At 40.6% G+C, this 12850-nt stretch carries 11 protein-coding genes and 1 riboswitch; of the genes, 9 read left to right on the forward strand and 2 right to left on the reverse strand.

Annotation, left to right across the window (positions count from 1 at the left end):
* Positions 1-129 precede the first annotated feature (129 nt).
* The 4 genes from D3H55_RS15930 (at position 130) to D3H55_RS15945 (ending at position 4854) form a co-directional block, all read left to right on the forward strand.
* Positions 130-1548: a SpoVR family protein gene (locus D3H55_RS15930; RefSeq protein ID WP_119548316.1), complete on the forward strand. Its 1419-nt coding sequence runs from the start codon at positions 130-132 to the stop codon at positions 1546-1548.
* A 157-nt stretch (positions 1549-1705) separates the two neighbouring features.
* Positions 1706-2125 (forward strand): universal stress protein, encoded by a 420-nt coding sequence (locus D3H55_RS15935; protein WP_119548317.1) that lies wholly within the window; start codon positions 1706-1708, stop codon positions 2123-2125.
* 235 nt (positions 2126-2360) lie between these two features.
* Positions 2361-2729 (forward strand): ArsR/SmtB family transcription factor, encoded by a 369-nt coding sequence (locus D3H55_RS15940; protein ID WP_119548318.1) that lies wholly within the window; start codon positions 2361-2363, stop codon positions 2727-2729.
* Positions 2722-4854, forward strand: coding sequence for a heavy metal translocating P-type ATPase (locus D3H55_RS15945; RefSeq protein WP_119548319.1), 2133 nt, complete (start codon positions 2722-2724; stop codon positions 4852-4854). The genes D3H55_RS15940 and D3H55_RS15945 overlap by 8 nt, the downstream gene beginning before the upstream one ends.
* Positions 4855-4916: 62 nt before the next feature.
* Here the strand turns inward: D3H55_RS15945 and D3H55_RS15950 are convergent, their stop codons facing one another.
* A complete protein-coding gene (locus D3H55_RS15950; RefSeq protein WP_119548320.1) occupies positions 4917-6269 on the reverse strand; it encodes a TrkH family potassium uptake protein in 1353 nt (450 codons plus the stop codon).
* A 174-nt stretch (positions 6270-6443) separates the two neighbouring features.
* Between D3H55_RS15950 and D3H55_RS15955 the strand changes: the two genes are divergently transcribed.
* The 5 genes from D3H55_RS15955 to D3H55_RS15975 all read left to right on the forward strand — a co-directional run bounded on the left by D3H55_RS15955 (position 6444) and on the right by D3H55_RS15975 (position 11487).
* On the forward strand, positions 6444-6788 hold the full coding sequence (locus D3H55_RS15955) for a hypothetical protein (protein ID WP_136035722.1): 345 nt from the start codon (positions 6444-6446) through the stop codon (positions 6786-6788).
* A 338-nt stretch (positions 6789-7126) separates the two neighbouring features.
* A complete protein-coding gene (locus D3H55_RS15960; RefSeq protein ID WP_119548322.1) occupies positions 7127-8326 on the forward strand; it encodes an HD-GYP domain-containing protein in 1200 nt (399 codons plus the stop codon).
* A gap of 343 nt (positions 8327-8669) precedes the next feature.
* Positions 8670-9845: a zinc metalloprotease gene (locus tag D3H55_RS15965; RefSeq protein WP_119548323.1), complete on the forward strand. Its 1176-nt coding sequence runs from the start codon at positions 8670-8672 to the stop codon at positions 9843-9845.
* A gap of 129 nt (positions 9846-9974) precedes the next feature.
* Positions 9975-11219 carry an ATP-binding protein gene (locus tag D3H55_RS15970; protein ID WP_119548324.1) on the forward strand — a complete coding sequence of 415 codons (1245 nt, stop codon included), beginning with the start codon at positions 9975-9977 and terminating at the stop codon, positions 11217-11219.
* 67 nt (positions 11220-11286) lie between these two features.
* Complete coding sequence (locus tag D3H55_RS15975) at positions 11287-11487, forward strand: Fur-regulated basic protein FbpA (protein ID WP_119548325.1); 201 nt, start codon at positions 11287-11289, stop codon at positions 11485-11487.
* Between the two features lie 46 nt (positions 11488-11533).
* Here D3H55_RS15975 and D3H55_RS15980 read toward each other — a convergent pair whose 3' ends face one another.
* Positions 11534-12436, reverse strand: a complete 903-nt coding sequence (locus D3H55_RS15980) for an aldo/keto reductase (protein WP_119548326.1) — start codon at positions 12434-12436, stop codon at positions 11534-11536.
* Positions 12437-12575: 139 nt separating this feature from the next.
* Positions 12576-12686, forward strand: a riboswitch (TPP riboswitch).
* The last annotated feature ends 164 nt before the right edge of the window (positions 12687-12850 follow it).

The following is a 12850-nucleotide window of genomic DNA, read 5'->3' on the forward strand; positions in this document are numbered from 1 at the left end:
TTTTTTAAACACCACATAGTTCTTATTGTGCAGTATTGTTTTTCTTCTCATGAATCCTTTGTCCATTTCATATATTGAAGTATGACCAATCAGGAGCCGAGGGTGCAAATTCTATTGGGGGGAACTGGGATGAGAGAAGAGGAACAGAAACAATTACAATATGCCATTGCAGAAATAACTGAAATTGCAAAAGGATTTGGACTGGATTTTTACCCAATGCGATATGAAGTCTGTCCTGCAGATATTATCTATACATTTGGTGCATATGGGATGCCGACTCGATTTTCCCATTGGAGTTTTGGAAAGCAGTACCACAAAATGAAGCTTCATTATGATCTTGGCTTAAGTAAAATTTACGAGCTTGTCATCAATTCGAACCCTTGCTATGCATTTCTGCTGGATTCCAACTCACTCATACAAAATAAATTGATTGTGGCACACGTGCTTGCTCACTGTGACTTTTTTAAAAATAATGTCAGATTTCAAAATACCAAGAGAGATATGGTTGAAAGCATGGCAGCAACCGCAGACAGAATCAGGCAGTATGAAATCGAATATGGAAAAAAAGAAGTGGAAACCTTCCTTGATGCTGTGCTGGCCATCGATGAGCACATCGATCCGTCCCTGATGCGTCCCAAGCTTTCATGGAGTATGGATGACGTTGAATGGGAGGAGGAAGAAATTTCAGCAGCAACTCCTTATGATGATCTATGGTCACTTGATGAAGGACCGAGGAAAGATAAGAAAGAGCGAAGAAAGGTCAAAAAAAAATTTCCGCCGCAGCCGGAAAAAGATATCCTGCTTTTCATTGAACAATTCAGCCGCGAGCTTGCGGACTGGCAGCGTGATATCCTGACAATGATGAGGGAAGAAATGCTCTACTTCTGGCCTCAGCTTGAAACGAAGATTATGAATGAAGGCTGGGCTTCCTACTGGCATCAAAGGATCATCAGGGAAATGGATTTGACGAGCGGTGAATCCATTGAATTTGCCAAGTTAAACGCTGGGGTCGTACAGCCTTCAAAAACAAGCATCAACCCTTATTATCTTGGCCTGAAAATATTTGAGGACATTGAAGAACGTTATGACAATCCGTCAGATGAGATGATTAAGCGAGGGGAAAAGCCAGGTTCAGGCAGGGAGAAAATGTTTGAGGTCAGGGAGATCGAGTCGGATATATCCTTCCTTCGCAATTACCTGACAAAGGATTTGGTGACCAGAGAGGATATGTACTTGTTCCAAAAACAAGGCAAGGATTATAAGATTGTTGACAAAGAATGGAAAGAGGTAAGGGATCAACTGGTAAGCATGCGTGTCAACGGAGGATTTCCATTCATCACTGTTAATGACGGCGACTATATGAAGAATGGGGAGCTGTACCTTAAGCACTGGTATGAGGGAATCGAGCTGGACATAAAATATTTGGAAAAGGTTCTTCCATATGTCCATCAGCTTTGGGGCCGTCCTGTCCATATTGAAACACAAGTGGAAAACCGGCAGGTCCTGTTTACTTATGAGGGACGAAGTGTGCAGCGGAAATATTTATAGAGTCAGGACATAAGCACTGCACCCGTCCGGGTGCAGTGCATTCCTGTTTTTCTGGAACTATGTGAACAAGCCAACAGGATTATAACAGGACCATATGGAATACATATAGTAGCTTGCCGGTCTACGGATGCGTATTAATTGAAAATGGGGTGAAACCTTGTACAAGAGAATTCTTCTGGCAGCAGATGGTTCTGAGCATTCAAAACGGGCTGCAGAGAATGCCGTAATTATCGCTCGGTGTTCTGAAGGTTCAGTCATTACAGTTGTTTATGTGGCAGATTCAAGTCGAGCAAAGGCAGATGTCCTTGAGAATTGGAATTCAACGGAAGTCAATGATTTCAGAAAAGCAAGGTTGAAAGATATAGAAGTACTTGCGAAGGAAGCAGGCGTCCGGTATGAAATCATGATCCTTCATGGAGAACCCGGCCCTGCTATTGTAGAGTTTGCAAATAAACATTCCTTTGATATTGCGGTGGTCGGCAGCAGGGGACTCAATGGTCTTCAGGAGTTTGTATTAGGAAGTGTCAGCCATAAAGTTGCGAAAAGGGCAAATTGCCCTGTGCTGATTGTGAAATGATTTTCATTCCTCCTCATATTGAGGAGGTTTTTTCTTCGAGTGCATCCTTTCATTAAGGAATAAAATGGGACAATCCCCTGCTCCGTTAACGCATTAACACAGCTGAGGACTGTCCCCCGTTGTGTTAAAGGGGGACAGCAGCCCTTTTTTCAATCGAAGTTTTGACAGATCCTTTCTTCTCTCATATACTAATATTCAAATGAACGTTTGAATGTAATGGGTAGGAGGACGGTCTGTGAAACAGCAGGATGTGTGCGAGGTCAATTGCCAAGAAGATGAGAAGGCTGCACTGATTCAAGAGGAACTTTCTTCAACAAATACAAATGGTGCTGCCAAAATATTTAAAGCGTTATCGGATGATACTAGAATGAAGATTGCTTATGCTCTCAGTCTTGAAGAGGAACTGTGCGTGTGCGATGTGGCCCATATTGTCGGAGCCACCACAGCGACAGCTTCCCATCACTTAAGGCTGCTTCGTAATATGGGGCTTGCGAAATATCGGAAGGAAGGGAAATTGGTGTATTACTCCCTGGATGATGAACATGTCAGAAGCCTGATCAAAATCGCAATCGCTCATCATAAGGAGGTGGAACAACGTGGCTGAAGAATTGCAGCAGTCTGCATCCAAAACGACATACCGTGTTCAGGGCTTTTCCTGAGCAGGCTGTGCCCAAAAGTTCGAAAAGAACGTGAAGCACCTGGATGGTGTTTCGGAAGCGAATGTAAATTTTGGAGCATCAAAACTCACAGTCTTTGGAGATGCAACAATACAAGAGCTTGAAAAAGCAGGAGCCTTTGAAGGGCTTAGGATCATACCGGAAAATCAAAAATTCACTGAAGAAGGACAGCCGTTCTTAAAGAAATATGCCAACGTACTGTTGTCCGCCATCCTCCTTGCTGTTGGATGGTCAGTTGGACAATTCTACGGAGAGGGAAGCATCCTTTTCATTCTCGCCTATATTGCCTCTATCCTGGCCGGGGGCTACAGGCTCTTCATCACCGGTTTGAAGAATCTGGCAAGGCTGGAGTTCGATATGAGGACACTGATGACAATCGCGATCATCGGAGCTGCTTTTATAGGAGAATGGGGAGAAGGAGCGACCGTAGTCATCCTTTTTGCGATAAGTGAGGTCTTGGAAGCTTATTCCATGGACAAAGCCAGGCAGTCGATCCGTTCGCTCATGGACATAGCTCCAAAGGAGGCGCTGATCAGGCGGAACGGCAGGGAATTGGTTGTGGATATTGAAGAAATCCAAGTAGGCGACACCATGATTGTTAAACCAGGCCAAAAATTAGCCATGGATGGAGTTGTTGAAAAAGGGGTATCGGCAGTCAACCAGGCTGCCATAACGGGAGAATCCATACCAGTTACCAAACAAAGGGATGATGAAGTTTTTGCAGGGACTTTGAATGAAGAAGGATTGCTGGAAGTGAAAGTCACCAAATTGGCAGAAGACACTACCATTGCAAAGATCATCCACCTGGTAGAGGAAGCTCAGGCAGAAAGGGCTCCTTCGCAGGCATTTGTGGACCGTTTTGCTAAATATTATACTCCTGCTGTCATTTTTGTGGCCATCCTCGTTGCCGTTGTGCCGCCGTTACTCTTCGCTGCCGACTGGAGCACATGGGTTTATCAGGGATTAGCGGTACTTGTTGTCGGTTGTCCATGTGCACTTGTTATTTCCACACCTGTTTCCATAGTCACGGCTATTGGCAATGCAGCAAGGAACGGTGTTTTGATCAAGGGCGGCATATATTTGGAAGAGGCAGGAGCTTTGAAGGCCATCGCCTTTGACAAAACCGGCACCCTTACTAAAGGAGTGCCCGAAGTCACAGATTTTATTTCGTTAACAGAGGATAGAGAGCTAAATCTCAGGCTGATTGCAGCCCTTGAAAATAGCTCCCAGCATCCATTGGCCTCTGCTATCATAAAAAAAGCAGAATCTCAAACCATTGATTACAAATCACTGGGGATTTCGGGATTTACTTCTGTGACAGGAAAAGGGATCAAAGGCATTATTAATAACACTGTCTATTATGCTGGAAGCCCTCCTTACCTGGAAGAAGTAATGGGGAAACCTCTGCAGGATGACTTGAGGTACAGGATATTGGAACTTCAAAAAGAAGGTAAAACCGTCATTGCACTAGGGACGGATACACGAATTCTGTCCTTGACAGCAGTTGCAGATGAAATAAGGGAGAGCAGTGCTGGTGTCATTGAAAAGCTTCATAAACTGGGGATCGAGAAAACCATCATGTTGACCGGCGATAACCAGGGAACAGCAGAAGCGATTGCCAAGCGTACAAACGTAACAGATATCGCATCAGAACTACTGCCTCAGGATAAATTGTCCTTTATTAAGACGCTTCGAAAGCGTTATGAAAAGGTTGCGATGGTAGGAGATGGAGTGAATGACGCACCTGCTCTGGCTGCATCATCGGTAGGGATAGCGATGGGAGGGGCAGGAACAGATACAGCATTGGAAACAGCTGATATCGCTCTGATGGGGGATGATTTGAGGAAACTTCCTTTCACAATAAAGTTAAGTAGGAAGGCCCTGATGATCATAAAGCAGAATATAGTTTTTTCATTAGGAATCAAGCTTCTAGCCCTCCTTCTGGTGATCCCCGGCTGGCTCACACTTTGGATTGCGATTTTTGCAGATATGGGTGCTACATTGATAGTCACCTTGAACGGCCTGCGTCTGCTCAGGGTAAAAGATAAATAAGGCTGTTATTGTATAAAAATCAGCCTGAATAAAAGAAGAAGCCGGCAGCGGCTTCTTCTTTCTTATCCTATGATGACTCTCTCTTTTGGATAATTATATAACGTTTCTTTTTGCTTAATCCCTAATATGACAAGGGTGGTAAGCAGCCCAATCCTTCCGATGAACATCAAGGCCATTATGATGATTTTTCCATAAACACTTAAATCAGGTGTGATCCCCATGGAAAGACCGACAGTTCCGAAAGCTGAACATACTTCAAAAAGAATCTCAATCATCGAGAATGACTCGGTGATCGAAAGAAATATCACCGAGCCGGCACACATGAAACTGGCTAATAACGTAACTGCAAGTGATTTAATCACATCAGAATTGTCGAGCTCTCTTCTGAAAACCTTGATTGTGGAACGTCCCCTGGCAAAGTTGATCAGAAATAATACGTTAATGGCGAAAGTGGTGGTCCTGATTCCGCCGCCTACAGAACTGGGGGATGCCCCGATGAACATCAACATACAGATGATAATAAGGGCAGGCTCTGAAAACTGGCTCACGTCCATTGTAGCCAATCCCCCGCTCCTGGTAGTGGTGGACTGGAAAAAGGCATAGAAAAATGACTTATGCCATGACATCCCATCAAAGAAGCGATTGAACTCAATAACGAGAATCAGGAGCGTTCCCGCCAGCAGCAGCCCGAAGAACGTCACGCTTGTTAACTTCGAATAGAGGGAAAAATGAAACCTGCCGCGCTGATTATTATGCAGCAGGAAATCCTTTAACTCAATCAAGACAGGAAATCCTATTGCGCCCAAGGTAATTAAGATGATGTTCACAATTTGAACAAAGTAATCATCCGCATATGGGATGAGTGACTGCCCTGTAATGTCAAATCCGCCGTTTGTGGTCGCACTGACACTTGCAAAGATGCCATGCAAGTAGGCATCCTGCCAAGTTGGGTAGTATTTCAGGAAGTATGTACCTAATATGAGGGCACCAACCAATTCAATCAAAAGAATGATATACATAATCTGTTTCATCAAGTTGACCAGACCTGAAAGATTGGATTGATTTTGGTCCGTCATGATGAGGCGCCGTTCTTTCAACCCGATTTTCTTTCCTAATACTAACCAAAGAAACGTCCCGAGTGTCATAATGCCGATACCGCCGATCTGCAGGATGAAAATCAAAATTAAAATCCCTGCAGTGCTGAAGGAATCAGCGAGTTGAATGACCGTCAATCCTGTAACACTGATCGCACTGACCGCAGTAAACATGATATCGAGAAAACTCAAATCAACACCAGGTTTGGCTGTAATTGGGAGACTTAATAAGAGTATAGAAAATCCAACTGCCGCAACATAGAAAGAAACGATAATCTGGGCAGGAGATAACTGGTCGATTCCTTTTTTGAAGCTGGACATAAAATAATCCCCTTTATGGATAATAGCTACTAAAACTATACCACACGGTGTACTTAGGTAACATGCAAAAAATGTTTTTCAAACTTGCAAATGGTAAGTAATTCCTACTCATGACCAGCATACTTATGGTACAATCTTAAAAGATGAAAGTCTCGTTATGTATTGAAAGGAGCATTGAAAATGGCAAATGTTTTCAACAACTCAACGATAGTTGCTATTATTATTGCTTTTTCCGCGTATTTTATCATCAGGGGAATTGCGATCTTCTTTGGAAAAGCCGGTAAAGGATATATGGAGCAAAGAAACTTGACGACAGAAAAACTTTTCTTCCATTTAATTGGAGGTTACTATATTTTAACCGGTATCCTGGGACTCTTTGTTCCAAAACTGGACTGGAAAACTGAAGATATCTACAACTCAATTGGAATTTATGCTCTGGTTTCTGTTTTCTTCTGGCTTGCAATCGACTTTTTAATGAAGCGGAACAGTAATATGGAGCAAGAATTAGCAGAAAAATGAAGGCCCTCACGAGGGTCTTTTTTATTTAGGTCTCATACTTGATTTCTTCTTAAAATCAGTACTTTAGACCCCTTTTGGTGCTTCTCGCCAAACTTTTCGAAATCCTGCCCGATATAAAGAAGAGTCCATCTAGCTATAACGATTTAAACATTGGCAGACATTCATATAGTCATTACTCTTCATGCGGAAGTAAAGACGATAAATCCAAAACTTCTTGTCAAATAAGGAAAATAAACTATTTTCTTGATAGGACTTTTGCTATAGAATTAGAAATGTCGAATGTTGGCAGATGAAGATTTTATAGTAGAAGAAGACAATTTCAGCAAGTGAGGGCAGCCATGTTAAAAAATATAAAAGATTCAACATTGATTCATGAAGAAAAACGGACATTAAAGTGGTTTTTAGTGCTGTTTTTTGCTATATCTATTTTGTATGAAGTATTCTATTACTTTATAATTCCCGGATTTGTCCAAGATAAGCAAGTAGGCATGCCTTCTAGTTTTGGGTATACCCTCTACATTCTTATATTTTTGCTGACAGGCCTCAGTTATTATATTTATAGTAAAAGAGATATTACTAAAATTAAATACATTGTAGTACTGGGATATATTGCTCTTATGTGTATAAATGAAATTATTGTTCATATTAAAAATCCCAGTTTAACTGGTGGAGGAAATATAGTAGAAATCTTCTTGATTGTATTTTCCCCAATCTTTGTAAGTGAATCGTTTTTTCTCGTTGTGAGCGGCAGCATTATTTTGAAATATGCCTTGGTTGGAATCATTATCCAAGATATTATTGTCCTGTTGATACCCTCACTAATGGTCATATTAATTGCATCTATAGCTTACCTTTTGCTGAAGCGTATTTTAGGCTACGTCGAGGGCATTAAAGGTTCATATAATAAACAGCTTGAAGGAATAGTAAAGGGAATTATCGCCACGCTGGAGCTTAAAGATCCTTATACAAGAGGGCATAGCGAACGTGTTGCTTATTATGCGCTATCGCTGGCAAAGGAACTTGATATCTATTCTGAAGATGAACTAGAAGCATTTTACTATGCTTGCTTATTACATGATATTGGGAAAATTCACATACCGGACAGGATTTTAATGAAACCGGATAAACTTACCAAGGAAGAGTTTGAAATCATTAAAACCCATCCTGCTGTTGGCGCAGAGGCTGTTGAAAAGGTAGAAGTACTCAGTGACAGCTTAAATGTCATTCTTTCTCATCATGAAAGATGGGATGGCAATGGGTATCCTCATGGTTTAAAAGGAAAAGACATCCCTCTTGCAGCAAGGATAACAGCAATTGCTGATGCGTTTGATGCAATGACTTCCACTCGTTCCTACAGGGAAGCCTTATCGACAGAAACCGCTTATCAACGAATTCTTGAAGGTCAAGGAACGCAGTTTGATCCGGATCTTATTCATAAATTTAAAGTTGTTTTTCCTGAATGGATTGAATTAAAGAAAAAATCAAACCGTTCAACATCTTATGAACCTGCCCCGCCTCAAGAAGAATATTTCCAATAGGGAGAAGGTGAAAAAATGAAAATCAAAAAGCTTAGCAAAATCAAAACGACTTGCTGGTGGTGTGAGTGGCTAAGGATATAAAATTTGGGATGCTAGCTGCTGCTTGCATCCCTTTTTTATAAGACTCTTTTCGTAAACTTTGTTGCTACTGCTACTCAATATAATTTTCATATAACATCCTCGTAAATCGTCGCAAAAACCCCGGTGAGCAGGAAAGAAAAGAGCTGCTCTTTTTTATCGAGAGTAAAACCTTCGAACAAGGGGGAAATCCGGCACCTGGGATTTTTCCGAAAGCAACAATTTATGAGACAACAGCCTTTTATAAAGAAAGGAAGAGAAAAGCATGTGGAATAATGATAGCAGGGTAGTATTTGTTGCTCATGAATTACACTTCGATAAAAAGAAAAGTATCTTTGAGGACAAAGTTTCGGGGGATTTTTATGAGATGCCTCCCCCAGCAATTGATGCCATAATAAATCTAACTAAAAGAAGGACAGTTAGTGAGACGGAAGAACTTCTGAATGAAAAGTATCCCGAAGAAGAAATAGATATGGGCGAATTTATGGAACAATTAATCGAGATGAAATTGTTAAGTCAAATCGATGACCAGGTTCTTCATGTTGTATCTGATAATAAGCCTAAAAAAGGGTTCCTATGGATAGAAAAAGCTTTTGCTGAAAAGTTTTTTGGCAGAGTGAGCAGGGGAATTTATTTAATTTCTTTTATCAGTGCAATTGTATTAATGATGACAAGCCCTTCCCTAATTCCACATTATCAGGATTTCTTTTTGTCTGAAATCATTCTGGTAAACGTATTGCTGTTTTCTTTTCTGAGTTTTGTCCTTGTAATGGTTCATGAGGGAGGTCATGTACTGGCTGCCCGTTCTCTGGGGATCCCAGTCAAAATAAGTTTTGGCCACAGACTATTTTTTCCGGTACTGGAATCTGATGTGAGTGAAGTGTGGAGGCTGCCAGCGAGAGATAGAAACAGGGTTTATCTTGCAGGGGTTAATTTTGATATTGTTATTTTATTTCTGAGCCTCTTGGTTCAAAGGTTTATATTGATTGAACCAGAAGGGTTGCTATATGGCGTTACTGCAATGATCAATTTCAATATTGTTTTGAGGTTAATCTATCAATGTTGTTTTTATATGAAAACTGATTTGTATTTTGTAGTGGAGAATTTAACCGGATGTTACAACCTTATGGAAGAAGCTAAAGAGTTTTTGAAAATGAAAGTAATAAGGAAAATCGAAAATGAATATGGAAAGGTCATTAAAGCTTACAGCCTTTTCTATATAATAGGTACTTTAATCTCTCTCGGTCTTTTTTTATTTTTCTACTTACCTCAATTATTTTACGCAATTGAGCAATCCATTCCAAATCTTCGAAATCCCATTAGTTCTATACATTTCTGGGACGGATCTATCTTCCTTTTGCAGCTTATGGTTATTGTTTCCCTGCTGTTTTATTCATGGATGAAAGGCTTGAACCAATTTTTAATAAAATCAAAAAAATAAACCCATTTTCGATTCTCACAAGAAAATACAACAATATTCTACAAAGTTTTACAAAATGAGTGTTTTTCAATTATTATTAAGTGAATAGTCCTATTTAAAAAGTTGATAAGATTTAAAAAGGAGCTGCAAATGGCTAATCTAAAACTTAATAATATCCAATTGAAAAAAGAAGAGATAAAAACCCTTAAATTATTTCTGTCATTATTTTATTTTTTATTGATAGCTTATGATGTATTTTATTATTATGTATTCAGGTATTATGAAGGTACAGAAATGGGGCTGCCTGATGGAGGGCTTGGATTCTGGTTTCATGTTTTCCTGATATTATTTCTCCCTGCATCAATCTATATAGCTAAAAAAGGAAAGGTTTATATTATTAAATATATTTACTTAATTGGCTATATTTTTTTAGATATTGTTAATAATCTCTTGATTTATCTAGGCAGCGATTTAGTATTTAATTCAGGAAACGCAGTAGAGATCTTCTTTATTTTGTTTTCCCCAATATTTATTAATAAACGATTCTTCTGGTTTTCTTTAACAGGCATGATTCTTAAATATGTTTTATTGGGAATTATTTTAAGTGCAGTTCAAGTACTCATACCTATTGTTCTTTATGTGGTCCTTTCGGCGGTAGCTTACATTTTCCTAAGTCGATTCAACTCAAATCTTGAAACTCGCCTTAGAATGAACGACGAGCTCCGCCATACAGAAAAATTGGCGGCAGTCGGAAGGTTCGCCACATCTATCAGCCATGAAGTAAGGAATCCTTTAGCTTCCCTGAAGGGATTTACACAGCTGCAGCATGAGAAGCATCCCGAGGATAGTGAATACTATACGATCATGATCAATGAAATAGAAAGGATTTCTTCTTTGCTGGACGATCTTTTAGTCATCGGAAAGCCTAAAGGAATGAATTTTGAAAGCCTGGACATCCAGGAAATAATAGAGTATGTGGCCAAAGTGATGGAAAATGATGCAAGGAACCTTAATGTTTCCATCAATTTGAAAATAGAAGATACTCTTTCCCTGATTGAATGCGATGGAAAGCATTTAAAGCAAGTGCTGATCAATTTGGTCAAAAATGGGATGGAGGCCATGCCTGAGGGTGGAGAAATTACCATTAAGGCAGAAATGGAAGGCAGTGACAGGATATTGCTTTCTGTAAGGGATGAGGGCTTGGGAATAGCTGAAAAAGACTTGGAAATGCTCGGAACTGCCTTCCATACGACCAAGTCAGATGGTACCGGACTTGGTTTGATGGTCAGCTTCAAGATCATTGAAGAACACCATGGAGCAATTCACTATGAGAGTGTTGAAGGGGATGGCACGACGGTTTCCATTCAGCTTCCGGTCACACAGCCTAATTTGTAGTTGGAGTGCTCCGGACTTAGGTTAGAAATCTTGAAAAGCGGGTATACTCTTTTCGGAGGGATAAACCGTGCAGCAAAGAAATAAAACAGTAACCGAAGATTTCTATATTAAACAGTTATTAAGAATAGGAATTTATAAAATTTCCGATAAACAGCTATATGAATTGAGTAAGGATGAACTTCAAAACGAGTACCTTGTCCATTATGTGGATAATTCACTGCCAAAAGTCTTCAAAACAACTGATATAAATGAAGAAAGGTATGTTTAGCAAAAAAAGAATCCTGGTTAGCGCAGGATTCTTTTTTTGTGATATATTATGGCACATCATGGCCCATGGAGCTTTGGAGTATTTCAAACCATTGGTCATGATCCAGTTTAATTTCAAGAGAATCAACAGCTGTGCGGATTCTTTCTATTTTTCCTGAACCGACAATGGGCATGATACGGGACGGGTGAGCCAATAACCAGGCATAGATGATCTGATCAATGCCGTCTGCATTCATTTCTTCACGGATTTTCTCTAATGTATGACGAAGGTGCACAGCTTTTTCATCCTCGCTGGAGAAGATTTTACCTCCTGCCAAAGGGGACCAGGCCATAGGCGGGATCCTGTTTTGAAGGGCGTGATTCAAAGTTCCGTCTTCAATGTTCTCCAGTTCATATGGTGACAGTTCTATTTGATTTGTGACCAGCGGGAGGTCCATATAGGATTGCAGCATGCTGAATTGGTGGTCCTTAAAGTTGGAAACACCAAAATGACGAACTTTGCCTTCCTTATAAAGCTGGTTGAAAGCTTCGGCTGTCTGCTCTGGATTCATGAAAGGGTCCGGACGGTGAATGAGCAGTACATCCACATAGTCTGTTTTCAAGTTTGATAGAGAGTGTTCGACCGATTTGATGATATGTTCTTTGCTTGTATTATAATGATGGGTTTTGTGTTCCGGGCGGTATTTGGAAGGCAGTACTATCCCGCATTTAGTGACGATCTCCATCTTTTCCCTCAAAGAGGGTTTCAGTGCCAATGCGTCGCCAAATAAAGCCTCGCACGTATAACTTCCATAGATGTCCGCATGATCAAAGGTAGTAATGCCGTTGTCCAGGACATCTTCTATTAAGTTCAACGTTTCCTCATTTGACTGGTTCCAGTCGCTCAATCGCCACAGGCCGTGAACCAACCTTGAGAATGTAAGGTCCTCTGCAAGCTGAATTCTTTCCATATGTATCCTCCTCATCGTTTCTCTTTCAACAATTATAGCCTGTATTTGCTTAACTTCAAAATGAGAGGCCTTCAAGTGAATTTTCTTGAAATACGAGGTTGTTTATGTCAAAGTAAAGAATGGAAATCAATTAAATAAGCGAGAATAGTGGGGGGACCAGTGAAGCTGGTTGAGATTGTATCCTTTTAGATACCGACCCTTGGAACCTGATCTGGATGAGACCAGCGTAGGGAACATATTCTAAACGGAAATTCTGTTTTCAATATGCGTCCCGGATTCACGCCGGGGCGCATTTATTTTGTGGTTAGGAAATGACAGAGTCAGGACGTATGCTCGCTGCTGTAATACGTACGTCCGGTTCCTTGCCATTTGGGAGGCCGGTTGCAGACTGATCGATCAGGAAGGTGAAGGCTG

It is taken from the genome of Bacillus salacetis (assembly GCF_003581585.1).
In the GTDB taxonomy this organism is placed as follows: domain Bacteria; phylum Bacillota; class Bacilli; order Bacillales; family Bacillaceae_B; genus Rossellomorea; species Rossellomorea salacetis.

Coding starts and splice junctions, on each gene's coding strand:
- D3H55_RS15980 (WP_119548326.1), bottom strand. CDS start 12,436: ATGGAAAGAATTCAGCTTGCAGAGGACCTTACATTCTCAAGGTTGGTT.
- D3H55_RS15930 (WP_119548316.1), top strand. CDS start 130: ATGAGAGAAGAGGAACAGAAACAATTACAATATGCCATTGCAGAAATA.
- D3H55_RS15960 (WP_119548322.1), top strand. CDS start 7,127: ATGTTAAAAAATATAAAAGATTCAACATTGATTCATGAAGAAAAACGG.
- D3H55_RS15950 (WP_119548320.1), bottom strand. CDS start 6,269: ATGTCCAGCTTCAAAAAAGGAATCGACCAGTTATCTCCTGCCCAGATT.
- D3H55_RS15970 (WP_119548324.1), top strand. CDS start 9,975: ATGGCTAATCTAAAACTTAATAATATCCAATTGAAAAAAGAAGAGATA.
- D3H55_RS15965 (WP_119548323.1), top strand. CDS start 8,670: ATGTGGAATAATGATAGCAGGGTAGTATTTGTTGCTCATGAATTACAC.